The organism is Thioclava sp. F42-5, from assembly GCF_002213195.1.
Taxonomy (GTDB): Bacteria; Pseudomonadota; Alphaproteobacteria; order Rhodobacterales; family Rhodobacteraceae; genus Thioclava; species Thioclava nitratireducens.
Genome location: NZ_NBNZ01000002.1, coordinates 400,186 through 426,283, shown reverse-complemented (window position 1 = coordinate 426,283; position 26,098 = coordinate 400,186). Strand labels below are relative to the sequence as shown.

Annotated in this window: 25 protein-coding genes; 13 read left to right on the top strand and 12 right to left on the bottom strand. The window is 64.1% G+C overall.

The window, feature by feature from the left end:
• Positions 1 to 32: 32 nt before the first annotated feature.
• A complete protein-coding gene (gene clpS / locus B6V74_RS07355; protein WP_088722630.1) occupies positions 33 to 359 on the bottom strand; it encodes an ATP-dependent Clp protease adapter ClpS in 327 nt (108 codons plus the stop codon).
• A 120-nt stretch (positions 360 to 479) separates the two neighbouring features.
• On the opposite strand from clpS, the gene B6V74_RS07350 reads away from it, so the two are divergent.
• Both B6V74_RS07350 and B6V74_RS07345 read left to right on the top strand, forming a co-directional pair.
• Positions 480 to 1,178: an HAD family hydrolase gene (locus B6V74_RS07350; RefSeq protein ID WP_088722402.1), complete on the top strand. Its 699-nt coding sequence runs from the start codon at positions 480 to 482 to the stop codon at positions 1,176 to 1,178.
• A gap of 270 nt (positions 1,179 to 1,448) precedes the next feature.
• Positions 1,449 to 3,254: a D-alanyl-D-alanine carboxypeptidase family protein gene (locus tag B6V74_RS07345; RefSeq protein WP_088719771.1), complete on the top strand. Its 1,806-nt coding sequence runs from the start codon at positions 1,449 to 1,451 to the stop codon at positions 3,252 to 3,254.
• A gap of 190 nt (positions 3,255 to 3,444) precedes the next feature.
• Here B6V74_RS07345 and ccoS read toward each other — a convergent pair whose 3' ends face one another.
• The 8 genes from ccoS to ccoN all read right to left on the bottom strand — a co-directional run bounded on the left by ccoS (position 3,445) and on the right by ccoN (position 11,813).
• Complete coding sequence (gene ccoS, locus B6V74_RS07340) at positions 3,445 to 3,606, bottom strand: cbb3-type cytochrome oxidase assembly protein CcoS (protein WP_075774163.1); 162 nt, start codon at positions 3,604 to 3,606, stop codon at positions 3,445 to 3,447.
• A 12-nt stretch (positions 3,607 to 3,618) separates the two neighbouring features.
• Positions 3,619 to 5,844 carry a cation-translocating P-type ATPase gene (locus B6V74_RS07335; RefSeq protein ID WP_088722401.1) on the bottom strand — a complete coding sequence of 742 codons (2,226 nt, stop codon included), beginning with the start codon at positions 5,842 to 5,844 and terminating at the stop codon, positions 3,619 to 3,621.
• Positions 5,845 to 5,848: 4 nt separating this feature from the next.
• Positions 5,849 to 6,313, bottom strand: coding sequence for a FixH family protein (locus tag B6V74_RS07330; protein ID WP_075774161.1), 465 nt, complete (start codon positions 6,311 to 6,313; stop codon positions 5,849 to 5,851).
• On the bottom strand, positions 6,310 to 7,758 hold the full coding sequence (ccoG, locus tag B6V74_RS07325) for a cytochrome c oxidase accessory protein CcoG (protein ID WP_075774160.1): 1,449 nt from the start codon (positions 7,756 to 7,758) through the stop codon (positions 6,310 to 6,312). Before ccoG ends, B6V74_RS07330 begins: the two co-directional genes overlap by 4 nt.
• Before the next feature lie 580 nt (positions 7,759 to 8,338).
• Complete coding sequence (gene ccoP / locus B6V74_RS07320; RefSeq protein ID WP_088722400.1) at positions 8,339 to 9,223, bottom strand: cytochrome-c oxidase, cbb3-type subunit III; 885 nt, start codon at positions 9,221 to 9,223, stop codon at positions 8,339 to 8,341.
• A 31-nt stretch (positions 9,224 to 9,254) separates the two neighbouring features.
• Complete coding sequence (locus B6V74_RS07315; RefSeq protein WP_075774158.1) at positions 9,255 to 9,455, bottom strand: cbb3-type cytochrome c oxidase subunit 3; 201 nt, start codon at positions 9,453 to 9,455, stop codon at positions 9,255 to 9,257.
• Positions 9,456 to 9,468: 13 nt separating this feature from the next.
• The gene (gene ccoO, locus B6V74_RS07310; protein WP_075774157.1) at positions 9,469 to 10,197 is read right to left on the bottom strand and encodes a cytochrome-c oxidase, cbb3-type subunit II; all 729 of its coding nucleotides are present in this window, start codon (positions 10,195 to 10,197) and stop codon (positions 9,469 to 9,471) included.
• A gap of 11 nt (positions 10,198 to 10,208) precedes the next feature.
• The gene (ccoN, locus tag B6V74_RS07305) at positions 10,209 to 11,813 is read right to left on the bottom strand and encodes a cytochrome-c oxidase, cbb3-type subunit I (RefSeq protein WP_075774156.1); all 1,605 of its coding nucleotides are present in this window, start codon (positions 11,811 to 11,813) and stop codon (positions 10,209 to 10,211) included.
• Positions 11,814 to 12,076: 263 nt separating this feature from the next.
• Here ccoN and B6V74_RS07300 point away from each other — a divergent pair, with 263 nt between their 5' ends.
• Both B6V74_RS07300 and B6V74_RS07295 read left to right on the top strand, forming a co-directional pair.
• On the top strand, positions 12,077 to 12,916 hold the full coding sequence (locus tag B6V74_RS07300) for a universal stress protein (protein WP_075774155.1): 840 nt from the start codon (positions 12,077 to 12,079) through the stop codon (positions 12,914 to 12,916).
• A gap of 380 nt (positions 12,917 to 13,296) precedes the next feature.
• A complete protein-coding gene (locus tag B6V74_RS07295; RefSeq protein WP_088722399.1) occupies positions 13,297 to 13,707 on the top strand; it encodes a hypothetical protein in 411 nt (136 codons plus the stop codon).
• Between the two features lie 12 nt (positions 13,708 to 13,719).
• On the opposite strand, the gene B6V74_RS07290 is transcribed toward B6V74_RS07295, so the two are convergent.
• Complete coding sequence (locus B6V74_RS07290) at positions 13,720 to 14,466, bottom strand: Crp/Fnr family transcriptional regulator (protein ID WP_075774153.1); 747 nt, start codon at positions 14,464 to 14,466, stop codon at positions 13,720 to 13,722.
• 60 nt (positions 14,467 to 14,526) lie between these two features.
• Between B6V74_RS07290 and hemN the strand changes: the two genes are divergently transcribed.
• From hemN to B6V74_RS07265, 5 genes are all read left to right on the top strand, one after another.
• Positions 14,527 to 15,882, top strand: coding sequence for an oxygen-independent coproporphyrinogen III oxidase (gene hemN, locus B6V74_RS07285; RefSeq protein WP_088722398.1), 1,356 nt, complete (start codon positions 14,527 to 14,529; stop codon positions 15,880 to 15,882).
• Between the two features lie 98 nt (positions 15,883 to 15,980).
• Positions 15,981 to 16,154, top strand: a complete 174-nt coding sequence (locus B6V74_RS07280; protein WP_206185188.1) for a DUF2256 domain-containing protein — start codon at positions 15,981 to 15,983, stop codon at positions 16,152 to 16,154.
• Positions 16,155 to 16,185: 31 nt separating this feature from the next.
• Entirely contained in the window at positions 16,186 to 16,815 is a 630-nt protein-coding gene (locus B6V74_RS07275; protein ID WP_088722396.1) for a TetR/AcrR family transcriptional regulator, read from the top strand.
• 11 nt (positions 16,816 to 16,826) lie between these two features.
• Entirely contained in the window at positions 16,827 to 17,819 is a 993-nt protein-coding gene (locus tag B6V74_RS07270; RefSeq protein WP_088722395.1) for an MDR family oxidoreductase, read from the top strand.
• Positions 17,820 to 17,831: 12 nt separating this feature from the next.
• Entirely contained in the window at positions 17,832 to 18,581 is a 750-nt protein-coding gene (locus B6V74_RS07265) for a sulfite exporter TauE/SafE family protein (RefSeq protein WP_088722394.1), read from the top strand.
• Here the strand turns inward: B6V74_RS07265 and B6V74_RS07260 are convergent.
• Positions 18,578 to 19,555 (bottom strand): helix-turn-helix transcriptional regulator, encoded by a 978-nt coding sequence (locus B6V74_RS07260; RefSeq protein ID WP_146694528.1) that lies wholly within the window; start codon positions 19,553 to 19,555, stop codon positions 18,578 to 18,580. The two genes, B6V74_RS07265 and B6V74_RS07260, sit on opposite strands and share 4 nt — an antisense overlap.
• An 80-nt stretch (positions 19,556 to 19,635) precedes the next feature.
• Here B6V74_RS07260 and cysD point away from each other — a divergent pair, with 80 nt between their 5' ends.
• The 4 genes from cysD (at position 19,636) to argE (ending at position 25,018) form a co-directional block, all read left to right on the top strand.
• Positions 19,636 to 20,574, top strand: a complete 939-nt coding sequence (gene cysD, locus B6V74_RS07255; RefSeq protein WP_276206151.1) for a sulfate adenylyltransferase subunit CysD — start codon at positions 19,636 to 19,638, stop codon at positions 20,572 to 20,574.
• A gap of 58 nt (positions 20,575 to 20,632) precedes the next feature.
• Positions 20,633 to 22,540, top strand: coding sequence for a sulfate adenylyltransferase subunit CysN (gene cysN, locus B6V74_RS07250; protein ID WP_075774147.1), 1,908 nt, complete (start codon positions 20,633 to 20,635; stop codon positions 22,538 to 22,540).
• Between the two features lie 134 nt (positions 22,541 to 22,674).
• Positions 22,675 to 23,859: a M24 family metallopeptidase gene (locus B6V74_RS07245; RefSeq protein ID WP_075774146.1), complete on the top strand. Its 1,185-nt coding sequence runs from the start codon at positions 22,675 to 22,677 to the stop codon at positions 23,857 to 23,859.
• A 4-nt stretch (positions 23,860 to 23,863) separates the two neighbouring features.
• A complete protein-coding gene (gene argE, locus B6V74_RS07240) occupies positions 23,864 to 25,018 on the top strand; it encodes an acetylornithine deacetylase (RefSeq protein WP_088719655.1) in 1,155 nt (384 codons plus the stop codon).
• Positions 25,019 to 25,040: 22 nt separating this feature from the next.
• Here the strand turns inward: argE and ugpC are convergent, their stop codons facing one another.
• Positions 25,041 to 26,093 (bottom strand): sn-glycerol-3-phosphate ABC transporter ATP-binding protein UgpC, encoded by a 1,053-nt coding sequence (ugpC, locus tag B6V74_RS07235; protein WP_075774144.1) that lies wholly within the window; start codon positions 26,091 to 26,093, stop codon positions 25,041 to 25,043.
• Between the last annotated feature and the right edge of the window lie 5 nt (positions 26,094 to 26,098).

Genomic DNA, 26,098 nt, shown 5'->3' with positions numbered 1-26,098 from the left:
ACTGAATTTGCAAGGAACCGCTTTGGCGGCGTTTATTCCTTCTCCATCGTGCATTGCAGCGGGTGCTGGTGGCGGCGCGCGAAATCCATCACCTGCGCCACCTTCGTCTCGGCCACCTCGAAAGAAAAGACGCCAACCACAGCGAGGCCCTTCTTGTGCACGGTCAGCATGATCTCGAACGCCTGTGCGTGGTTCAGCCCAAAGAACCGCTCGAGGATATGCACGACGAATTCCATCGGCGTGTAATCGTCGTTGAGCAGCATCACCTTGTACATCGGCGGGCGCTGCGTCTTCGGCCGCGTCTTGGTCGCGAGGGACGCATCGTTATCGCTGTCGTCCTGGTCGTCGTCGGACATCATGTAAAGAGGCTCGGTCAAGGGCGCTCCGGCATCAGGATTCGTTGAGGGGCTCTGGCGGAATATAGGGTCTTCGTGACATATGAAAAGTCCCTCAACACCTCCAGCGAGAAAGGCGGGACGATGCAGCTGACGGCGATTGGCTTCGATGCGGATGACACGCTTTGGCACAACGAGCGTTTCTTCAAACTCACGCAGGGGCGCTTCACCGAATTGCTGCGCGAGCACGCCGAACCCGATCATCTGGCCGAGCGGCTGATCGCGGCGGAACGTCGCAACATCACGCATTATGGCTTTGGCGTCAAAGGCTTCACCCTGTCGATGATCGAAACCGCCATCGAGGTGAGCGAGGGTCGCGTGCCCGCCACGATCCTGTCGGAGATCCTCGCCGCCGGGCGCGAGATGCTCTCGCATCCGATCGAGTTGCTGCCGCACGCGCGCGAGACGATCGAGGCGCTGTCGGACGACTACCGCATCCTGCTGGTGACGAAGGGCGACCTGATTGACCAGGAGCGAAAGCTGGCGCAGTCGGGCCTCGGCGATCTGTTCGACGCGGTCGAGATCGTCTCGGACAAGAAGCCCCCGGTCTATGCCGAGATTTTCGCGCGCCACGCCGAAGGCGCGGAGCAGGGGCTGATGGCGGGGAATTCGCTGAAATCCGACGTGATCCCGATGATCGAGGCAGGCGGCTGGGGCGTGCATGTGCCCCATGAATTGACATGGGCCTTCGAGCATGCGGAGGCTCCGTCAGCGCATCCGCGCTTCGCGGAATTGCCGGACCTCGGCGCGCTGCCGGACCTGATCGCAAAAATCACGAATTGAGCCCTGCTTTGCGTGGCGTCACGCTCCGCCAACCTCACGCTTTCGTGCACCTACAACACCACAGATAGACGAATTCCCGCAAAGACCCCACCATATGTTGTGGTATTGCATGAATGTCGCAGTGAAAGTGCTTGAAAATAGGGAGTTTTCAGCCTGAGAGAGCCGTGCTACGCTTCTCGCTAATATAAACCCTGGAAACCGGCCGAAGATCGGTACCACTACAAGGGGTCAAATTGAGGCAGTGAAATAGGTGAAGCCGTGACCACGCTGATGCGCTGGGTCCGTGATGGGCTATTCGTAATCCTTCTGACACTCATTGCGCCGATCGCTGCGCAGGCCGCCCCTTACGCGGCGATGGTCATGGACATGCGATCGGGCGAAGTTCTCTACTCCAAAAACGCCGATACGCCACTGCATCCGGCCTCTCTGACGAAGATGATGACGCTCTACATCACCTTCCAGGCTATCGAGCATGGCGAGTTCAGTCTCGACTCGATCGTTACCGTCACCAAGCACGCCGCGAGCCAGCCGCCCTCGCGACTCGGCCTGCGCCCCGGCCAGAAGATCGCCGTGCGCTACCTGATCCGCGCTGCCGCAATCAAATCGGCCAATGACGCCGCCGCAGCTCTCGGCGATTACATCGGCGGCTCGGAGGAAGGCTTCGCCGCGCGGATGAACCGCACCGCCCGGCAGCTGGGCATGAAGAACACCCATTTCGTCAACGCCAACGGCCTGACCCGCAAGGGCCACCTGTCCTCGGCACATGACATGACGATCATGGGCCGCCACCTGTTCTTCGACTTCCCGCAATATTACAACATCTTCTCGCGCCGCTCGGCGGATGCGAAAGTGCGCACCGTCTATTCGACGAACCGCAAGTTCCTCGCTGCCTACAAGGGCGCGGACGGGATCAAGACCGGCTACACCTCGGCCTCGGGCTTCAACCTGACCGCCTCCGCGAAGCGTGGCGACAAGCGCATCATCGCGACCGTCTTCGGCGGCACTTCGACCGCGCAGCGCAACGCGAAAATGGCCGATCTGCTGGATCTGGGCTTCAAGCGCGCGCCGACCCACGCGCGCACGATCCGCCCTGCGATCCCGCAATACATCGCGCCTGCGCAATCGCCGATGCTGATGGTGAATCTCGCGCCGAAGAAGAGCCCGCGTCCCGATATCCGTCCGACCGTGCCCAATGCGGATAGCGATGCAATCTCGACCGCGCTCGCCGCTGCGGTGCAGGCCGATCAGGTGGACGAAGTGACCGATATCCCCGAGGACGTGGCCGAAGGCGCTCAGGACGGCGCGGCAGGCGCGGAGGACGTGGTCGTCGCCGATGCCGGCACGCTCGGGATCGGCGCGGAGATCACGGCAAGCCCCCGCCCGCAGCGCAACCCGCGCGACATCCAGATCGCGGACGTGACCAAGTCGCTGCCCGCCGAAGTGACCAAGGCCACGCCGCTGGCGCAGGCACAGGCGCATGACGCCGCTGTCGCTGCAGACAAGGCGGGCCAGGACGGCACCGAAAAGCCGAGCGACGTGCAACTAGCCTCCTACGATCCCGGCGCGTCGGACGGTCCGAAATTCGTTCAGTCCACCAAACCGCAGCCCGAGACGGTCGAGCTGGCCGAGGCGCATACGCTCGACCTCGACGGAAACGGCAAGGCCAACGGCGCCAAGGCCCCGTCCAGCTTCGTGCAGTCGACGGATCCGCAGCCCGAGACCGCGCAGATGGCCGCAGCTCCCGAGAAGCGCAAGAGCGAGATCATCCTCGCCGCGCTCACCCCGCCGGCCCCCGGCCCGGCGCAGAAGCCGCGCGTGGTAGCGCGCGTGTCCAGCTCGGGCGGGCGCAACTGGGGCGTCAGCCTCGGCCTGTTCGGATCGCGCTTCGCGGCGGAGCGTCACATGCTGACCACCGCGCTGATGGAAAGCGACACGCTGGGCGAGGCGCTGCGCAAGGTCGCGACGCGCAAGACCGGATACGAGGCGAATTTCGTGGGAATGACCCAGGACATGGCGCAACTGGCCTGTGCAAGGCTCGAAGCACGCGCTATGGACTGCAAAGTGGTCGGTCCCTGAGATTCTTCCTCCCTCGGGGACAAAGAGAGAAAGCCGCGCCTGGTCAGCGCGGCTTTTTCTTATCCGGGGCCTCATGCGGTCCGCCGCGTGGAGCGCCACGGGGGAGCCTCCGGCGGGGATATTTGAACCAAGGCGAAGGGGGCGCAAGTCTGTCGGGATGCCCCTGCCCTTCTCCGAGCCCTTCGGGCACTCAATCCTGCTTCGGGCGGTCGTCGAACTCGTCGGACAGGATGCGCTCGGCATCGCCTTTCGGGTCGTCATACTGATTGGTCTTGAGCGACCAGAAAAACGCCCCGAGGCCAATCCCGCCGAGCAGTAGGGAAATCGGAATCGAATAGAGAAGAACCTCCATGCGGGGCTCCTTTCAGCGCAGGCGTAGTGAGTTGAGCGACACCGTGATCGAACTGGCCGACATGGCGAGCGCCGCCATCAGCGGCGTCGCAAGCCCGGTCAGCGCGAGCGGCACGGCGAAGATATTGTAGACGATGGAGATGCCGAAGTTCTGCTTGATCCGGCGACGCGCGCGCACCGAGATCGAGGCGGCGTCGGAAACCGGCGCGAGGTCCTTGCCCAGCAGCACGATATCCGAAGCCGTCCGCGCCGCGTCGAGCGCGGAGGCAGGCGAGACCGAGACATGGGCCGCGGCCAGCGCGGCTGTGTCGTTCAGCCCATCGCCCACCATCAGCACGCGGTGGCCCTGTTGGGTGAGATCGTTTACCAGCTGCGCTTTCTCGGCAGGCAAGGCGCCGGCGCGGTAGGCCTCGATCCCGAGGCGCGCGGCGAGATCGCTCACCGCCCCTTCGACATCGCCCGAGACCAGCCAGACCTGCTTGCCCTGCGCCTTCAGACCGGCCACGGCCTCTTCGGCGCCGGTGCGCAGCGTGTCGGCGAAGCGGATCGAGATCGGGGTCGCATCGCCGATCTTGAGATGGGTCGCGGTGGTCGTGCCGTCCTCGGCACCGATCCAGTTCGCACGGCCGAGCCGCACGCGCTGCCCCTGCCAGACGCCCTCGACGCCGTAGCCCGGAACTTCGCGCAGATCGGTGAGCGTGGCGGGGACGCCCCCCTGCCCTGCCGCGGCCTCGTGCAACGCGCGGGCAAGCGGGTGGCTCGACCCTTCGGCCAGCGCCATCGCGACGGAGAGCGCGTCGGGCGACAGATCGGAGAGGTTCTGCGGACGCGGCGCGCCCATGGTCAGCGTACCGGTCTTGTCGAAGACGACCGTGTCGATCTCGGCCAAACGCTCCAGCGCGGTGCCGTCCTTGATCAGCAGCCCCTTGCGGAACAGCTTGCCCGATGCGGCGGTCACCACCGCAGGCACGGCCAGCCCCAGCGCACAGGGGCAGGTGATGATCAGCACGGCAGCGGCGATATTAACCGCCAGACGGAAGTCACCGCCGGTGATCCACGCCCAGGCGCAGAAGGCGGTGAAGGACAGGATATGCACGATCGGCGCATAGGCTCGCGCTGCCCGTTCGGCGAGCGAGGTGTATTTGGTCTTTGCACTCTCGGCCATCGCGACGAGATCTGCCATGCGGTGCAGCGAGCTGTCGCGTCCGGCTGCCGTCACGCGCAGGGTCAGCGGCCCGGTCAGGTTCACCTCGCCAGCGGAGAGCGCCATGCCGGGCAGCACCTGAACGGGAAGGCTTTCACCCGTCAGGAGCGAGCGGTCGCTCTCGGATTGGCCGTCGGTCACTTCGCCATCGGCGGGGATGCGGCCACCGGGGCGCACCCGGATCAGGTCGCCCACAGCCAGTTCGCCCACGGGCACGATGACTTCCTCGCCGTCGCGCAGAACGGTCGCGCGCGGCACTTCCAGCGCGGCCAGTTCCTCGGCCGCCGAACGGGCCACGGCCCGCGTGCGGTAATCGAGATAGCGCCCTACGAGCAGGAAGAAGGTGAGCATCGTCGCCGCTTCGAAATAGGCATGCGCGCCGGAATGCATCGTCTCGAACAGCGAAATCCCGAGCGCGAGCAGGATCGCGAGCGAGATCGGCACATCCATTCCCAGACGCCCGCCGCGCAGGGAAGACCAGGCATTGGCGAAGAACGGCTGGCCCGCGAAGATCGTGGTGGGCAGCGCAATCGCCGCCGAAATCCAGTGGAAGAGGTCGCGCGTCGAATCCTCGGCCCCCGACCAGACCGCGATCGAGAGCATCATGATGTTCATCATCGCGAACCCCGACACGCCGATCCGCATCAGCAGGTCGCGCCCGCGCTTGTCGGCCTCGGTCGCAGACAGCATGCCGGGATCAAGCTCGTGCGCCTCATAGCCGATCTTGTCGAGCGCCGCGATCAGCCCCGCCGGTTCGACATCGCCCGCCGCATCGACGGAGGCGCGCTTCAGCGTCAGGTTGACCCGGGCCGACTTCACGCCCGGCTGCTTCATCAGCTCGCGCTCGACATCGGTGATGCAGACCGCGCAATGCGCCGTGGGAAGCGAGAGCATGATCCGCGCGCCCTTGACGTCACCCGATTTCGCCATCTGCTCCGCCGAGGGGGCCGCGATGCAGGCCGGACAGGCCGAGGCCGAGACGCGCTCGTCTTCGAACGGTTCGTTGCGTGTGGGCGAAGCGGGCGACACCGACATCGGTTCAGCCTTTCACGAAGAGGTCAATCCGCTGACGGAACTCCGTGCCGTCTGCGGCTTTCGCGTCGAGATGCACCAGCCAGACGCCCGGAGCAAGGTCGACCTTGGAGGTGAAGATGCCACCGACATAGTCGAAATCGGGGGTCATGTCCTCGCGGACATGGGTCGTCCGCCCGACCAGCGCCTTGAACTCGGCCACCCGCGCGGGCAACCCATTCTCGTCGCGGATGACGAAGCTGAGCTTGCCGTCGGAATAGTCCGGCGACACAGTCCAGCCAAGCGCATCCTGTGCGCGTTTTTCTTCATTGAAGGACTGCGAGGCGACATAGGAATTGTCGACCTCGAGGCCGGGAAACGTGCTGATCGCCTGCCACGCCATGACAAAGTTGACCGCGATGATCACCCCGAAGGAGCCCACCGCAATCATCAGCACTTTTCTTCCGGTCAGCGGTTTCGCCATCTCGGTCATTGTACCCTTCCGTTGAATACGGTCGTTTCCGACACGCGGTCAGTATTGGTCATGTCCTCGATCCACATCGTCAGTTCGGTGCGCTCGCTGGTGGCGATGGACGAACCGGGATCGGCGACAATATAGACCCTTTGGGTCATGGTTTCATCCGCGGGCACCGTCACGGTGGTCCCGTCCTGGCCTTCGAGCAACACGCTCAGCGTGCTCTGGTCGGCCGGATCGGGCGCCTTGACGGAGACCTTGAACTCGGTCGCCTCGCCCGCCTTGTTGCGCAGCCGCAGCGTGTAGATGTTCCGGATCGCGCCCGACGGTTCCACCACGAAGAGCGGATCGCGGTTCGGCGTGACGTTGAAATCGATGGGCGAGCGCATGAAGAGCGCGACCACAAGGCCGACCCCGATCAGCGACCACATCGCGAAATAGAGGATGGTGCGCGGGCGCAGGATGTGCTTCCAGACGTTGACGACCGGGTTGCCAGAACGCTCGTTCGCTTCGTCCTTCAGGGCCATGTAGCCGATCAGGCCGCGAGGTTTGCCGATCTTGTCCATGACCTCGTTGCAGGCGTCGATGCACAACCCGCAGGTGATGCATTCGAGCTGTTGGCCATCGCGGATATCGATGCCCATCGGGCAGACGTTGAAACAAGCCATGCAGTCGATGCAATCGCCCTGCGTCGGGTCGTGCTGACCCTTCTTGAGCTTGCCGCGCGGCTCGCCCCGCCATTCGCGATAGGCGATCGTGATCGTGTCTTCGTCCATCATCGCGGCCTGAATGCGCGGCCACGGACAGGCGTAGATGCAAATCTGTTCGCGCGCGAAGCCGCCGAAAGCGAAGGTCGTGAGCGTTGCCACCGCGATCGTCGTGTAAGCGATCGGCGAGGCGCTGCCGGTGAACAGATCGTGCAGCAGCGTCGGCGCATCGGTGAAATAGAACACCCAGGCCCCGCCCGTCGCGACACCGATCAGAAGCCAGAGCACCCATTTGGTGATCCGCTTGCGGACCTTCTCGGCGTTCCATTTCTGGCGCAGCAGGCGGATACGTGCGTTGCGGTCGCCCTCGACCCAGCGCTCGACGAGGATGAACAGATCGGTCCAGACGGTCTGCGGGCAGGCATAGCCGCACCAGACGCGCCCCAGCGCCGAGGTGAACAGGAACAGCCCCAGACCGGCCATGATCAGCAGACCCGCGACGAAGTAGAATTCATGCGGCCAGATTTCGATCATGAAGAAGAAGAAGCGACGGTTCGCGAGGTCCAGAAGCACCGCTTGATCGGGCAGCTCCGGCCCACGATCCCAGCGAATCCACGGCGTGATGTAATAGATGCCGAGCATCACCGCCATCAACACCCATTTCAAGTTGCGGAACTGGCCATGCACACGGCGCGGGAAAATCGGCTCGCGGGCGGCGTAGAGCGGCGGGGGATCGACTGGTTCGGTGGAGCTCACGACTCTCTCCGTTCATAAATCATTCTGCGTCAACGGTTCTTCTGGTATGACACAGTCGTGAAGACTTTGACCTGCGTCAAAAAGACAGGTCTCCCATACAGGAAATCGTCACTGGTTGGTGTTTTCACTCGTCATCGGCATGTGCTGCCTGCTTGAAAAGCCACGACATCAGGTGGCGTTGCGCCGGTCGCCTCACGCCCGGTCGCGCTCCCGTGTAATAGCGCTTTTGAGCGCTGTCTTCAAACGGAAGCCGCACCGCCCGGCCGCGACATTTCGTTCGCCCCGGACCAACGTGGTCGCACCCCCGCCGGCCTCCCCGGTCCGCCACTCAGCGCTTCGCGCAGAAGGATCCCGGGCATCGCGGCGAGGTCACAACGGCGTGCAACGGCTGGCACGGCGCTTGTTTTGCCCGGGAACGCCCCCCAACTTAGGCGGCAGGTAACCCTCGACAAACGAGAGGGCCCGCGAAGGGGCCCTCTGGAATTGGGCACCGGCACCCCCAGGAAACGCGCGAACAGGACGGGGTGCCGGTGCGGCCCGCCAGACCGAAGCCCCGCGGGATCTCTCTTGTTTTCGACCGTTACTGGCCGCCGCCCAAGCTGTGAACGTAGGCCGCGACGGCGCGGATATCCGCTTCCGAGAGACGCTCGTTCCAGTTCGGCATCACGCCGAAGCGGGCATTGGTGACCGTGTAGGTCAGCGTGTCGACGTCACCGCCATAGAGCCAGACGGCATCGGTGAGGTTCGGCGCACCCATGGTGTTGTCGCCTTTGCCATTCTCACCGTGACAGGCTGCGCAGTTATCCGCGAAGATCGTCTCGCCTTCCGCAGCCATCGCCTCGTCATGCTCCTGGTCCGAAATCTTGCGGACATATTGCACGACCTGGTCGATCTGCTCGGGCTCGAGAAGACCATCTTTCCCGAAGGCCGGCATCTGCGAGAACCGCGCCTCGCCTTCCGGGTCCGTCTCGTTGCGGATGCCATGGGTCACGGTGAAATGGATGTCCTCCATCGTGCCGCCCCACAGCCATGCGCTGTCGAGAAGGTTCGGATAGCCGTGCTTCGGGTTGCCGCCCGCGCCCGCACCGTGACATTGCGCGCACCAGGTGCGGAACACCGCGGCGCCCGCGTTCTGGGTGTAGTTCTTCAGCTCGGGATCGTTCGAAATCTCGTTGAGATCGACCGAGACGAGCTTCTCCTGGATCGGCTTGTTCGCCGCGGCGACCTTGTCGATCTCGGCCTGCACGTTCGCGCGGGTCGAGGAGCCCAGAATCCCCGGCGTCGCGCCGGATTTGAAGATCGGCCATGCCGGCATCGCGATCGAGTAACCGATCCCCCAGATGACGCAGGCATAGAAGGTCCACAGCCACCATTTGGGCAGCGGGTTGTTGTATTCCTCGATGCCGTCCCACGAGTGTCCCGTGGTCTCGACCTCGTGCTTTTGCTTGCTTGGTCTCTTGCTCATGTTTTCCACGCCTCCTTACAACGTGGCGCCGTCAGTCCTTGGAGGACCGGCTCTCGCCGGCCTCCGAGGCATTGGCGGGTTTGTCTTCGTACCGGAAGGGAATCTCGGACGTATCTTCGTAGGTCTTGCGCGCGCCGGGCCGGAAGACCCAGACGACGACGGCCAGGAAGAAGACGAACATGAAGATCAGAAACCAGCTGTCCGCGAATTCCCTGAAGATATGATAGTCCATTGATCAGCCCCCCTTACCGGCTGGCCACGGGTTCGAAGGTCGAGAAGTCGACCATGGTGCCGAGCACCTGCAGATAGGCCACCAGCGCGTCCATCTCGGAAATGCCCGGGCGACCGTCGAAGTTGCGGACGTTCACCGCGTTGGGATAGCGCTCCAGCAGACCGTCGGTGTCGCTGTTCGGATCGGCCTGGGCCGCGAAGTCCGCCTTGGCGTTCTCGATCATGTCCGACGTGTAGGGCACACCCACCATCGCATCGGTCGCGATCCGCTCGTCGATATGCTTGGAATCGACCATGCGATTGAGCAGGAAGCCGTATTTCGGCATCACCGATTCCGGCACGACCGACTGCGGGTTGGTCAGGTGATCCACATGCCAGGCGTCCGAGTAGCGGCCGCCGACGCGGGCGAGGTCAGGCCCCGTCCGCTTCGAACCCCACTGGAACGGGTGGTCGTATTGCGACTCCGCTGCCAGCGAGTAATGGCCGTAACGCTCCACTTCGTCGCGCATCGGGCGGATCATCTGCGAGTGGCAGACATAGCAGCCCTCACGGATGTAGATGTCGCGCCCGGTAAGCTCCAGCGGGGTGTAGGGACGCATGCCGTCCACGTCCTCGATGGTGTTTTCGAGGTAGAAGAGCGGCGCGATCTCCACGATGCCGCCGATCGTGACGACCAGGAAGGCAAAGATCAGCAGGAGCGTGGCGTTCTTTTCAAGGACGCCGTGTTTGTCGAGAAGTCCCATTGATCTCCTCCTTATTCAGCCGGCACGGCGGCAACCGAACGCGATTCCACGCGCGGCTGACGAGCGACGGTCATCCACAGATTGTAGGCCATGATGATGCCACCCGTGAGGTAGAGCACACCACCCAGACCACGGACCACGAACATCGGATGCATGGCGGCCACGGTGTCGGCGAAGGCGTTCACGAGGAAGCCCTGGCTGTCCGTTTCGCGCCACATCAGGCCCTGCATGATCCCGGCGACCCACATCGACGCGGCATAGAGCACGATCCCGATGGTGGAGAGCCAGAAGTGCCAGCTGACCAGTTTCAACGAGTAGAGCCCTTCACGCGCCCACAGACGCGGCACGAGGAAGTAGAGCGTGCCGAAGGTGATCATGCCGTTCCAGCCGAGCGCGCCCGAGTGCACGTGACCGATCGTCCAGTCGGTGTAGTGCGACAGCGAGTTCACCGCCTTGATCGACATCATCGGGCCTTCGAAGGTCGACATGCCGTAGAAGCCGACCGACACCACCATCATGCGGATGATCGGATCGGTGCGCAGCTTGTCCCATGCGCCCGAGAGCGTCATCAGACCGTTGATCATGCCACCCCAGGAAGGCATCCACAGGATCACTGAGAAGGTCATGCCCAGCGTCGAGGCCCAGTCGGGCAGCGCCGTGTAGTGGAGGTGGTGCGGACCGGCCCAGATGTACAGGAAGATCAGCGCCCAGAAGTGCACGATCGACAGCTTGTAGGAATAGACCGGACGTTCAGCCTGCTTCGGGACGAAGTAATACATCATGCCGAGGAAGCCCGCGGTCAGGAAGAAGCCCACCGCATTGTGGCCGTACCACCACTGCGTCATCGCGTCCTGCACGCCCGAGAAGACCTGCACCGACTTCGATCCGAAGAGCGAGACCGGGATCGACAGGTTGTTCACGATATGCAGCATCGCGATGGTCACGATGAAGGACAGGTAGAACCAGTTGGCGACGTAGATATGGGGTTCCTTGCGCTTGAAGATCGTGCCGAGGAAGACAACCAGATAGGCGACCCAGACGATCGTCAGCCAGATATCGACATACCATTCCGGCTCGGCATATTCCTTCGACTGCGTTGCGCCGAGGATGTAGCCGGACGCGGCGAGCACGATGAACAGGTTATAGCCCCAGAACACGAACCAGCCGAGCGCGTTGCCGCCGAACAGCCGCGCTGCCGAGGTGCGCTGCACCACGTAGAACGACGATGCGATCAGCGCGTTGCCACCGAAGGCGAAGATCACCGCCGAGGTGTGCAACGGGCGCAGCTTGCCGAAGTTCAGGTAGCCCTGCGCCCATTCGAAGTTGAGCGCCGGATAGGCCAGCTGGAAAGCGATGATGACGGCGACCAGGAAGCCCACGACACCCCAGAAGGTCGTCGCGATAACCCCGGCGCGAACCACGCCGTCGAAATACTCGTTGTGAGCCACCGGCTGGCGGCTCCCCATGGTGCGAAGCACCCAGATGAACGCGATTGCCGCGGCCAGCATGACCTCGACAGCATTCACCTGATAGGCAAGATCGCGCGCGTAGCCGGCCGCAATGGCGGCCAGAACCGCCACAAGACCAAGCGCGATCAGCTTGATATAATCCCACATTTTGTGCGTCCCTTCGTCTGGTCTGCCCCTGCGGCACTCTCTTGAACCGAGAATCCTCCTGGGCCTGACTGGAGTCCTTGTGGTCCGAGGGTATGCACGATGCCTTGATCTGCATCAAATGCTCGCGATCGAACTGCGCCATTCGGTCGCAGTTCTGTGATCTGACAATCACGTCTCTTGATCCGAGTCAAAGTGCGGCCGATCTCTTCGGGTTAGGCTTTGGTCTCACATGCTTAATCGCTTATGGCGCAAGGACAGGACCCATGGCTTACAAGACACTTCTCACGATCGTCACGGATCCCAAGGCGGCCGCGACACAAATCGACACGGCCGTGGCCGTCGCCCGACGGCGCGACGCCCACCTAGACGTGCTCTGCCTCGGTGTGGATCGCACGCAGACCGGATATTACTACGCGGGGGCGACCGCCTTCGTACAACAGGAAACGATGGATCGCGCGCAAGACGACGCACGCAACGCGGAAGCCGCGGTGCGCGCGCGCCTCGAAGCCGAAGACATTCGCTGGGGCGTCGATGCGGTCGTCTCGCAGATCGGGGCGATGGCTACCGTCGTCGGGCAGCGCGCCCGCTTTGCCGATCTGGTCGTGATGGGCCGCCCCTATGGCGAGGGCCGCGGCCCGGAGATCGAGGCCGCAGTCGAAGCCGCGCTCTTCGAGGGCCAGGTTCCGGTCGCGATCGTACCCGACGGGTATAACGGCGACATGCCTGCCAAGCGCGTCGTGATCGCGTGGAACCAGTCGCACGAAGCGATGCGCGCCGTGCGGGCCGCCCTGCCCGTCCTGAAATCCGCCGATCTGGTCGACATCACCGTGATCGACCCGCCCGCGCATGGGCCCGAGCGCTCGGATCCGGGCGGCCAACTCAGCCAGATGCTCTCGCGTCACGGCGTCCACGCCGAGGTGTCGGTGCTCGCCAAGACGATGCCGCGCGTGTCGGACGTGCTCAACCGCCATATCAGCGACAGCGACGCCGATGCGGTGGTGATGGGGGCTTACGGCCATTCGCGATTCCGCGAAGCGATCCTGGGCGGCGCGACGCGCCACATGCTCGAGATGGCCGAGGTTCCGGTGATCATGGCGCATTGAGCGCGCCGCCTTTCAAGACTGTCGACGGCGCCTCTCGGGGCGCCGTTTTTCGTCACTCGGGACCGATCCCGACGCCCTTCCCGTTGCCCGCGCGGCGTCGGACATGCTTTCGCGGATGTCGTGGAACAGACCCGAGCATTGCGCCATTCTCTGCAATACGGTTGGCAACACTCGGGCCCGGGGCGACAACGAGAAAGACACAAGTAAACGGGATACGCATAACCCTTCCCCGCTGCAGCCTCCTTCCGTTTACCTTACGACAATGCCCAAACCGCGACGGAACGCGTGCGAAATAACGACCTTCTCGCGACATCTGTGTCCGGCACGGAACTCCGGCCGCGCTGGCGGGTTGGCTGGCTGACGAAAGACCGGAGCCCCCAATGACCCGCCATATTCTTCCCACCCTTCTCGCCAGCCTCGCCCTGCTGTCTGCCTGTCAGGAGATGACGCCGAAACAGGACGGGACGATGCCGAAGACACTGCCAGAGGGGATGGTCGGACGCTGGGGGCTGACAAAGGCCGATTGCGACGCCTCACGCGATGACAACAAAGGCCTGATGGTGGTCCAGCCGGACAGCCTGAAATTCTACGAGTCGCAAGCCAAGCTCGCTGAGATCGACAGCGCGACCGATCGCGTGGTTCGGGCCACGTGGAATTTCACCGGCGAAGGGCAGAAATGGCAGCGCGATATCGTGCTCACCCTGTCGAGCACCGGCATCTACCTATCGCGTCAGGATATCTCGCAGGGCGGAATGAAGCCACTCACCTATCGGCAGTGCGTATCCCCCTGACCGGACGTATGCTCAGATAAGGAAACCGCCGTCGCTGTCATCGCCCGCCTCAAGCAGCAGCCGATCCATGTCCGGCACGGTGACGTGGCGCTTACCCTGCAGCTCGATCACCCCGTCGCGTTTCAGCGCGGACATCTGACGACTTACCGTCTCTAGCGTGAGGCCAAGGTAATCGGCCATCGCTTCGCGCGTCAGCGGCAGATCGAACACCATCTGCCGGGCGCTGGGGCTCATGTTGATCGAGGCATCACGCCGCGCCACGATCGACAGGAGCGAGGCGATCTTCTCGCGCGCGGTCTTGCGGCCCAGCAGCAGCATCCATTCGCGCGCGGCGTCCAGTTCGTCGAGCGTCATCTGCAACAGGCGCTGCGCGATATGGGGCGTGCGCTCCATCATTTCCTCGAAGGGCTTGCGGCGGAAACAGCACATCAGGATGTCGGTCGTCGCGGTCACGTTATACGCGGCACGGGTGCGCCCGGGGCGCCCCACGAAATCCGAGGGCAGCAACAGACCCACCATCTGCGTACGCCCGTCTTCGAGCGTTTGCGTCAGCGTCGCGATCCCTGAGACGACCGAGGCCACGAAATCCATCTGGTCGCCCGCCCATATGATCGTCTGCCCCGCTTCGAAGCTTCGGTAATATTTGATCTTCTCAAGCTGCTCGAGCTCCTCCGCGTCACATCGCGCACAGACCGCGCGATGTTGGATCGGGCAGTCTCCGCATGCGAGCGAAGCAGGCTGAACGTCATCATGTGCCATATGGATATTGCTTGATCTGGGTCAAATTCTGTCGCGCGTGTTATCTCTAAAGATACGCGCATGGAACAGGAATCGCAACTTACCCGACTCGGACTCTTCGACGCACGGGTGCCCCGCTATACGAGCTACCCCACCGCCCCCCATTTCGCGGGCGATGTCGGCCCCATGGAATTCGCGCATTGGATCGAGGCTATCCCCGAAGGCGCGTCGATTTCGCTCTACATGCACGTGCCGTTTTGTCGTCGGCTCTGCTGGTTCTGCGCCTGCCGCACGCAAGGCACGCAAAGCGAGGAACCGGTCCGCGCCTATGCCGAGACGCTGCTGGCCGAGCTGCGCCTCTTCAAGGAGCGTTTGGCGCCCGGCGTCACGCTGTCGCGTCTGCATTGGGGCGGCGGCACGCCGACGCTGATGCCCCCCGACATGATGCGCCGCCTCGCCGATGCGGTCTTCGACGTGGTACCGATGGGCGAAGGCGCGGAATTCTCGGTCGAGATCGACCCCAACGAAATCGACGCCGCCCGCATCGACGCGCTCGCCGAGTCGGGTATGAACCGCGCCTCGATCGGGGTGCAGGATTTCGACCCGCAGATTCAGGGCGTGATCGGGCGCGACCAGAGCTATGAGGTAACCAAAGCTGCGGTCGACATGATTCGCGAACGCGATGTCGCGAGCCTCAACGCCGATATCCTCTACGGCCTGCCTTACCAGACACCGACGAAAATCGCGGCCTCGGTGCAAAAGCTGCTGTCGCTCGGACCCGATCGCGTGGCGCTCTACGGCTACGCGCATGTGCCGTGGATGGCGCGCCGCCAAACGATGATCCCATCAGACCATCTGCCCACCCCGCAAGAGCGCCTGAAGCTGTTCGAGGTGGCGCGCGAGTTGTTCGTGGCCGATGGTTATGACGAGATCGGAATCGACCATTTCGCGCTGCCGACCGACGGGCTCTCGACCGCCCAGAAGGGAGGTCAGTTGCGGCGCAATTTCCAAGGCTATACCGACGATCAGGCCGAGGCGCTGGTCGGGCTCGGAGCGTCCTCGATCTCGCGCTTCCCGCAAGGCTATGCACAGAACGCGCCAGCTACTTCAGCCCATACAGCTGCGATCCGGGCGGATCGCTTCTCGACCTCGCGCGGGCACCGCTTCACTGCGGATGACAAGATGCGCGCGCGGCTGATCGAGGCGTTGATGTGCGATTTCGAAGTGAAAGCGGCAGAGCTGGTGCGGGATTACGGCGCCGATCCGAAGGAACTCGCCGCAATGTTCGCCGCCTGCGCGGAGCATTTCGGCGACATGGTTCAGGTGAACGCGGACGGGCTGCGCATTCCGGCGAAGGCGCGCCCGCTCACCCGCATGATCGCGCGCCATTTCGATGCTTACGATCTGTCGAAAGCCGGGCATAGTTCGGCGATCTGATCGCCGGGAAAGACGGACGAGGGAGGGGTCGCCGCGCGCGGCCCTTTTTCCTTTGGCCGGCGGTCATCCGGCCACGCGTCCGCCGCGTATCGAATTGCATGAAGATGCGCCGCAAATCCGACCTGCCGACAAAGCTCTGCGCCAGCTGTGGCCGCGCCTTCGCGTGGCGCAAAAAGTGGGCCCGTGACTGGGAGAGCGTGCGCTACTGTTCCGATCGCTGCCGCCGCTCGGCAAAGGCCGCATTGGCGAGGGGGGACATTCGCGGCGGTTGATTTTACATACCGTATGGTATATTAATTCTATATGACCGTTACTCCAGCCCCCGCGCGCCGCGGCCGCCCGCGCCGCAAGCCCGAGGATCAGGACGCCCGCAAGGCGCTGATCCAGGCAGGGCTCGCCCAATTGACCGAGCGCGGCTACGCAAGCGTCGCTCTCGAAGAGATCACCGCCGCTGCCGGTGTCACAAAGGGCAGCTTCTACCACTACTTCCCGACGAAAGCGGCTTATGGCGCGGCGCTCATCGACGCCTATGACGCCTATTTCGAAGACAAGCTGCGCCGCGCCTTCGACCGCACGGACATCACCCCACTCGCCCGGCTCACCGCCTTCACCGAAGACGCGGAGGCGGGCATGGCGCGGTTCGACTTCCGCCGTGGCTGCCTGATCGGCAATCTCGGTCAGGAAATGGGCAGCCTGCCCGAAGAGTTCCGCAGTCGCCTGATCGCGGTGTTCGAGCGCTGGCAAAACCTTACCGTATCGTGCCTGCGTGACGCGCAAATGGTGGGCGAAATCGGCGCCGATCACGACCCCGAAGCACTCGCAGAACTGTTCTGGACCGGCTGGGAAGGCGCGGTTCTGCGCACGAAACTTCAACGCAACCCCGAGCCGCTGCGCCGTTTCACCGACGGCTTCCTGCGGCTCGCCCGAAGCTGAAAGGATACCCCATGGTCAAAGCCATCCTGATCGAGAAACCCGAAGAGGCTCAGAGCGCCGCGCTCAAGGATATCGACCTGCCCGATCTGGCAGAGGGCGAGGTGGCGGTCGACGTCGCCTACTCGACGATGAACTACAAGGACGCACTGGCGATCACCGGCGCAGGCCCAGTGGTGCGCAGCTTCCCGATGGTGCCGGGCATCGACTGCTCCGGCATCGTCGCGACCAGCAAGCATCCCGATTTCGCCAAGGGCGACCGGGTCGTGCTCAACGGCTGGGGCGTGGGCGAGAAACACTGGGGCGGGCTCGCAGAGCGCGCCCATCTGAAAGGCGAGTGGCTGGTGAAACTGCCCGACGGTATCTCTTTGCGTCAGGCAATGGCGATCGGCACTGCGGGCTACACGGCGATGCTCTGCGTGATGGCGCTCGAGGCGCATGGCGTGACGCCCGAGAGCGGCGAGATCGTCGTGACCGGAGCGACCGGCGGCGTGGGTAGCGTCGCGATCGCTCTTCTGGGCAAGCTCGGCTATAAAGTGGCTGCCGTTACCGGGCGCCCGGAAGAGGAAGACTACCTCAAGCGCCTCGGCGCATCGTCGATCGTTCCGCGCGAGGACGTTTCTGGCAAGCCGCGCCCGCTGAATAAGGAACGCTGGGCCGGTGCGGTCGACGTGGTCGGCGGTGAGGTGTTGGCCAATGTTCTGTCGATGATGGCCTATCGCGGCACCGTCGCCGCCTGTGGTCTCGCGGGTTCGATGAACCTGCCGACCTCGGTCGCGCCCTTCATCCTGCGCGGCGTGACGCTCGCAGGCGTCGACAGCGTGATGTGCCCGATCGAGGATCGCGTCGAAGCATGGCGTCGTCTGGCTGCCGATCTCGACATGGAGAAGCTCGCCGCGATGGAGATGGAAGTCGCCCTGGACGAAGTGATTGCAACCGCGCCGAAATTCCTCGATGGAAAGGTTCGCGGGCGGATCGTCGTTCCGGTCGCACCTGACCTCGGCTGACTACGGTAAGAAATGCTGTCTTTCCTGATCCTCGCGCTCGCCGGTCTCGCGGCGGGCGCTTTGAATGCGGTCGCGGGCGGCGGGACGTTCTTGTCCTTCCCCGCGCTTGTCTGGACCGGCGTGCCGCCGATCACCGCCAATGCCACCGCGACGCTGGCGGCCCTGCCCGGCTATCTGTCGAGCGCCTGGGCCTTCCGCCACGAGCTGCGCCACAAGGGGCCGATGGCGCTGCGCACGATCCTGATCGCCGCCGTCGCGGGCGGGTTCCTCGGCGCGCTCCTGCTGCTGATCACGCCCGAAAAACTGTTCGCCGGCGTGGTGCCGTGGCTTCTGCTGCTGGCAACCGCAGCGTTTGCCTTCGGGCCGATGCTGCTGAAGGCGCTGCAACGCTTTGGCCGCACGATGGGCGCCGTGTCCGCCTTCGCCCTGCTACTCGCGGTGACGATCTACGGCGGATATTTCAATGGCGGGCTCGGGATCATGCTGCTCGCCGCGCTCGGCTTGATTGGCTTCACCGATCTGCATGCGATGAACGGCCTGAAGAACCTCGTCTCGGCCGTGCTGTCGCTGGTCTCGGTCGTAACCTACGCGGTGGCCGGACTAATCGACTGGCAGGCGGTTCTGGTGCTGGGCATCGCGAGCGCCGTCGGCGGCTACCTGGGCGCGCATCTGTCAAAGCGGATCACCAATATGGCGCTGCTGCGCGGCTTCATCATTGCGGTCGGGCTGGTGATGGCGGCGGTTTTCTTCGTACGCGGCTAACCCAGCCAGAGCGCCGAGCCGAACATCTTGCGCAACAGTCCCGTCTGACCGCTGACCCCGGCGCGGGCATAGATCTGCTTTGAGGTCGAGCGCGCGGTCTCCAGCGTCCAGCCAAGCCGCTCGGCCGCCTCGCGCAGGCTCGCCCCATCGCATAGAAGCGCCGCGAGCCGCGCCTCGGACCGGTTGAGATCCAGCGCCCCCGCGACACGCGCGACCGGCAGCGCCTCAGCCAGCCGCATGGCGCGCAGATGTCCGATCAGTGCAGGACTGCCCCGCCATCGCCCCGGCGCGAGCCGGAGCACGCCCTGCCCCTCTGGGCCAAGCGGGATCGGCCGGACGACCTCCCCGCCTTCCCCGAGTTTCGCGAGGCTCTGCCGAAAGCGCAGCGCGGCGTCGGGGTCGGCGAATTCCGGGCGCGCGCCGATGCGCAGCCGCAGCCAACCTCCCGCATCGAATTCCGCCGCTACGCGCGGATCGAATTCCAGCACCGTACCCGCGGGCGTCAGGACCAACCACCCCGCACCGAGCGCCGCCGTGGCCTCGGCATCGCGCGCGGCTCGCGCCCGCTCGCCGCCCAGCGCCTCGCGTATCATCACCGCCTGCCCCAGATGCGGCGCGAGCGTCGAGAGGGCCAACGCCTCCGCCGCGCGGAAATCCCGGTTCGGGCGCGCGATCATCAGCACCACGCGCCCCGCCGCCCCTGCCGCGACCTTCAGCGCCCGGAGCGGTTCGGGCCACGCCACTTCACCCGGCAGGTCGATCTGCGAATAGACACGATCCAGTCGCATCGGGTGGAGTCGCGCGGCGTCCGGCAAGGCGATCCTGCCGACCTGCCAGCCCGCGCCCTCCCCCTCGGGTGCGAGAATCTGCACCGCCGCACCCTCGGCATGGGCGACCGAACAGAGCCGCTCGAGAAAGCGCACCCAGCCAGCCTTTCCCGCCTCGCTCGCCGCCGCGAAGAGCGCGTTGATCAACAGTGTGTTCTCGGACTGCCCCAACATAAGCCGTATTTACCCCCCATTTGGGGGGTTATCCAGCAAAACCCGCCGCCTATATCTCGGAAAACCGCGATCAGACAGAGACCTCCCGCATGAACAAGACCCTGACTCACCTGCAGCGGCTCGAAGCCGAAAGCATTCACATCCTGCGCGAAGTCGTGGCCGAAGCCGACAATCCGGTCATGCTCTATTCCGTCGGCAAGGACAGCGCGGTGATGCTGCATCTCGCGAAGAAGGCCTTCTATCCGTCGCCGCCGCCCTTCCCGCTGATGCATGTCGACACGACGTGGAAATTCCAGGCGATGTACAACCTGCGCGACAAGGCCGCGAAGGATGCGGGGATGGAGCTGATCGTGCACCAGAACCCCGAGGCGAAGGCCAAGGGGATCAACCCGTTCGATCACGGCTCGCTGCATACCGACATGTGGAAGACCGAAGGTCTGAAACAGGCTCTGGACAAGCACGGCTTCGACGTGGCCTTCGGCGGCGCGCGCCGCGACGAGGAGAAATCCCGCGCGAAGGAGCGCGTGTTCTCGTTCCGCTCGGCCAATCATCGCTGGGAACCGAAGAACCAGCGCCCCGAGCTCTGGCGCCTCTACAACGCCAAGAAAGCGAAGGGCGAGAGCGTCCGCGTCTTCCCGATCTCGAACTGGACCGAGCTGGACATCTGGCAATATATCCACCTCGAAGGGATCGAGATCGTCCCGCTCTATTTCTCGGCCCTGCGCCCGACAGTCGAGCGCGACGGGCTGATCCTGATGGTCGACGACGACCGCTTCCCGCTGCGCGACGGCGAGGAGCCGGTGATGCGCTCGGTCCGCTTCCGCACTCTGGGCTGCTACCCGCTGACCGGCGCCGTCGAGAGCGAGGCGCAGACCCTTCCGGAAGTCATTCAGGAAATGCTGCTGACCACCACCTCCGAGCGTCAGGGCCGCGCGATCGACCACGATCAGAGCGCCTCGATGGAGAAGAAAAAGCAGGAAGGCTATTTCTGAGCCCTCCCCTCCCGAGCCGCACGCGCGCCTTCATTTCCACCCTATCAGGTGAGCCGACATGACGACCAACGATCCGATCTACAAGACCGACGCGCTGATTGCGCAGGATATCGACGCCTATCTCGAGGCGCATCAACACAAGACCATGCTGCGCTTCATCACTTGCGGCTCGGTCGATGACGGGAAATCGACGCTGATCGGGCGGCTGCTCTATGACAGCAAGATGATCTTCGAGGATCAGCTGGCCGCGCTGGAGGCCGACTCCAAGCGCGTCGGCACCCAAGGCCAGGAGATCGACTTCGCACTGCTGGTCGACGGGCTCGCTGCCGAGCGCGAACAGGGCATCACGATCGACGTGGCCTACCGCTTCTTCGCGACCGAGAAGCGCAAGTTCATCGTCGCGGACACCCCCGGCCACGAACAGTATACCCGCAACATGGTCACCGGCGCCTCGACCGCCGATCTGGCGGTGATCCTGATCGATGCGCGCAAGGGCGTACTGACCCAAACGCGGCGCCACTCCTACCTCGTCCACCAGCTCGGCATCCGCCATATCGTGCTGGCGGTGAACAAGATGGATCTGGTGGACTACGATCAGGCGACCTTCGACGAGATCGTGGCCGATTACCAAACCTTCGCCGACAGCATCGGCATCGAAGGCTTCACCGCGATCCCGATCTCGGGCTTCAAGGGCGACAACATCACGGGCCCGAGCGAGAATACCCCCTGGTACAAGGGGCCGTCGCTCCTACCCTATCTCGAAGCGGTCGAGGTGGACGTGACCTCCGATCAGGAGCGCCCCTTCCGGATGCCGGTGCAATGGGTGAACCGCCCCAACCTCGACTTCCGCGGCTTCTCGGGGCTGATCGCGTCGGGCACCGTGCGTCCGGGCGACGAGGTGCGCGTGCTGCCCTCGGGCAAAACCTCGAAAGTGGCGCGGATCGTCAGCTTGGAGGGCGACCGCGACATGGCGGTGGCGGGCGAATCCATCACGATCACGCTGGTCGACGAGATCGACTGCTCGCGCGGGCAGGTCATCGTCTCCGCGAAAGAACCGCTGGAAGTGGCCGACCAGTTCGAGACCACCATTGTCTGGATGGACGAGAACGAACTGCTGCCAGGCCGCGCCTATTGGCTGAAAATCGGCACGCAGACCGTCTCGGCGACCGTGCAGGAGCCGAAATACGAGGTGAACGTCAACACGCAGGAGCATCTGGCGACGAAGACGCTGGACCTGAACGCGATCGGCGTGGCCAACATCACCACCGACCGCGAGATCCCCTTCGCCCCCTATGCCGAGAACCGCGATCTGGGCGGGTTCATCCTGATCGACAAGATGACCAACCAGACTGCGGCTGCGGGCATGATCAACTTCGCGCTGCGCCGGGCCCAGAACATCCACTGGCAGGCGACCGATATCGGGCGCGAGCATCATGCCAACATGAAGCACCAGAAGCCGGCGGTGGTCTGGCTCACGGGCCTGTCGGGCTCGGGCAAATCCACGATCGCCAACATGGTCGAGAAGAAGCTGGCGCGGATGAACCGCCACACTTTCCTGCTCGATGGCGACAACGTGCGCCACGGCCTGAACAAGGATCTGGGCTTCACCGAGGCCGACCGCGTGGAAAACATCCGCCGCGTCGGCGAGGTCGCGAAGCTGATGACCGACGCGGGCCTCATCGTGGTCACGGCCTTCATCTCGCCCTTCCGCTCGGAGCGCGACATGGTGCGCGCAATGATGCAGCCGGGCGAATTCCTCGAAGTCTTCGTGGATACGCCGCTCGAAGTGGCCGAGGCGCGCGACGTGAAAGGGCTCTATGCCAAGGCGCGATCCGGCCAGCTGAAGAACTTCACCGGCATCGACTCGCCCTACGAGGCACCCGAGAACCCCGAGATGCGGATCGACACCACCGCGATCAGCCCCGAGGAAGCGGCGGAATTGATCCTCGCTCGGCTCATTCCGTAAGCGACGACAACGACTGCACCATTTCACGCGAACGTGCAGCCCTCCCGGGGGTTGCACGTTTTCGTTTTGGCCTTGACCTTGCTCGGGGGCGCGCCCCAACCTGCCCGAAATACCGCCAGCAGAAAGAAGCCCGAATGCCGATCGAAAACGTGCACTTCAGCGAACTCGAATTTTCCCGCCGGATCGCGCTCGTACGCGCGGCAATGGCGCAGCGCGAGATCGACATTCTCTTCATCACCAACCCGTCTAACCAGTTCTGGCTGACAGGTTATGACGGCTGGTCCTTCTACACCCATCAGGGCGTGATCCTGCCGATGGAGGGCGCCCCCTATTGGTGGGGCCGCTTCATGGATTCCAACGGCGCGCGCCGCACCGTCTGGATGGAGGAGGAAAACATCCTCCATTACAACGACGCGATGGTGCAATCCGACATCATGCACCCGATGGAAGACCTCGCCTCTCACCTGCGGATCATGGGCTACGGCAAGGCCCGGATCGGCGTCGAGATGGAGACCTATTTCTACACCGCGAAAGCGCATGCAGTCCTCTTCGAAGGGCTGCCCGAAGCGACGCTGCTCGATGCCTCTGTGCTGGTGAACTGGCAGCGCCTGATCAAATCCGACGAGGAGCTGCGTTTCATGCGCCGTGCCGCACGGATCTCCGAACTGGTGATCCAGCGTGCGGTGGAACTGGCCGAGCCGGGGCTGCGCAAGCATGATCTGGTCGGCGAATTGTACAAGACCGCCGTGCAGGGCGAGGAAGACAGCTGGGGCGATTATCCGGCCATCGTGCCGATGCTGCCCTCGGGTCCGGATGCCTCCGCGCCGCACCTGACATGGAACGGCGAGGCACTGAAAGCTGGCGAAGCGACCTTCGTCGAGCAATCCGGCTGCTACCGTCGCTATCACGCGCCGCTCTCGCGTACGATCTTTCTGGGCAAGCCCCCGCAGCATGTCCTCGATGCGAGCGAAGCGCTGACCGAAGGCCTCAACGCCGGGATCGAAGTCGCGCGTGCCGGGAACCGCGCCTGTGACATCGCCCGCGCACTGAACGTCGAGCTGGCCAAGGTCGGCATCGAACGCCCGAACCGCGCGGGTTACGCGGTGGGCTGTTCCTACCCGCCGGATTGGGGCGAGCATACCGTCTCGATCCGCGACACCGACGAGACGATCCTCGAGCCCGGCATGACCTTCCACTTCATGCCCGGCCTCTGGATGGATGACTGGGGGATGGAGACGACCGAGACCATCCTCATCACCGAGGACGGCCCCGCCGAGCCGCTGTGCAACATCGAGCGCAAACTGTTCGTCAAGGACTGAGCCGATGCGGATCGACACCACCCGCGCGATCCTCTCGGACCTGATCGCCTACCCGACGATCTCGACCGACAGCAACCTGCCGATCATCCACTACATCGCGGACCGGCTGGAAACCGTCGGCGCGGCGGTAGAGGTCATGGTCGACGAGAGCGGCCACAAGGCGAACCTTTTCGCGACGCTGGGCGAGGCAGGCGATGGCGGGCTGGTGCTGTCGGGCCATTCGGACGTGGTACCGGTCACCGATCAGGACTGGACCAGCGATCCTTTCACCATGACCGAGCGCGACGGCAAGCTCTACGGGCGCGGCGCCTGCGACATGAAAGGCTTCATCGCCGCCTGTCTCGGCTCGCTCGATCTGCTGGCCGAGGCCGCGAAAACCCGCCCGATCCATTTCGCCTTCACCCATGACGAGGAAGTCGGCTGTCTGGGCGCGCAGGAACTGGTGAAGCTGCTGGCGAAACGCCCGGTCAGACCGGCGCTGTGCATCATCGGAGAGCCGACTTCGATGCAGGTCTTCGACGGCAACAAGGGCTGCTGCGAATATACCGTGCGCTTCGAGGGGCTGCCGGGCCATAGCTCCGCGCCTGAGAAGGGCGTGAACGCGGTCGAATACGCTGTGCGCTACATCAACCGCCTGTTCGAGCTGCGCGCCGAGCTGATCAAACGCTGCCCCGAAGGCTCGCGCTTCGATCCGCCGCAGACGACGCTCAACGTAGGCGCGCTGAAAGGCGGCATTTCTCATAACGTGATCGCGCCGCGCGCCGAACTGGCCTGGGAGATGCGCCCGATCAATGCCGCTGACATGGATTTCGTCAAAGCCGAGATCGCGAGCTACGTCGAAGACACGCTGCTGCCCGAGATGCGCGCCATCGCGCCGGAAGCCGCGATCTCCACCGAGACCATCGGCGAGGTCGTGGGGCTCGAGCCGATGGACGACAACGCCGCGCGCGATCTGGTCTTCGCGCTGACCGGGCAGAACCACGCAGGCTGCGTTGCTTTCAACACCGAGGCCGGGCTGTTCCAGTCGCTCGGAATGGACGCGGTGATCTGCGGGCCCGGCTCGATCGAGCAGGCCCATAAGGCCGACGAGTTCGTCTCGCTCGAGCAGATGGATCAGGCGCTGACGATGTTGGGCAAGCTCGCCAGCGCCCGGAACTGAGTGCGCCTGGCCGCCTCTCCGATCAGTTCAGGCGCTTGCCGGTTTTCGGATCGAAGAGATGCAGGTCTTCGGCGTTCACCGACAGCCGCACCTGCCCCACCGCCTGCTTCTCCATATGCACGCCCGGCAGCGCTGCGGTCATCGGCTCGCCGCGCCCTTCCAGCGTTCCGTGCAGAAGCGTATTCGCCCCTAGCGGTTCGGACAGGGTAACATTCAGCGTCAGCGGGCCATTGTCATCGGGATGCAGGTGTTCGGGCCGAATCCCGAGGCTGACGGGGCGATCGGGCAGATCGGTCGGCCCGAGCGTCACATGGCCCAGCATCACCCGCCCTCCGCGCACCTCGGCATCGATGACGTTCATCGACGGGCTGCCGATGAACTGCGCCGCGAAGATGGTCACGGGGCGCTCATAGACTTCGAGCGGGGTGCCGATCTGCTCGGCCACGCCGCCGTTCATCACGATCATCCGGTCGGCCATGGTCATCGCCTCGACCTGATCGTGGGTCACGTAAAGCGCGGTCACGCCGAGCTTGCGCTGCAGCTCGCGGATTTCGACGCGCATCTGCACCCGCAGCTTGGCATCGAGGTTGGACAGCGGTTCGTCGAACAGGAAGACCGACGGCTCGCGCACGATGGCGCGGCCCATCGCGACCCGCTGACGCTGCCCGCCGGACAGTTCGCGCGGCTTTCGCTCGAGATAGTCCGACAGCTGCAACAGCTTCGCGGCCTCATCGACGCGGCGCTTGATCTCGGACTTCGACATGCCCGCGATCTTCAGCCCGTAGCCCATGTTCTGGCGCACCGACATATGCGGGTAGAGCGCGTAGTTCTGGAACACCATCGCGATATCGCGATCCATCGGCTCGCGCTCGTTCACGCGGGCCTCGCCGATGCGAATCTCACCCTCTGAGATACTCTCCAGCCCCGCGACCATGCGCAACAGCGTCGATTTCCCGCAGCCGGAGGGACCGACGATGACGATGAATTCGCCGTCCTGGATGTCGATCGAGACCCCGTGCAGCACCTCGGTCTTGCCGAAACGTTTCTTGATATTTTCGAGTTCAACGGTCGCCATTGTCT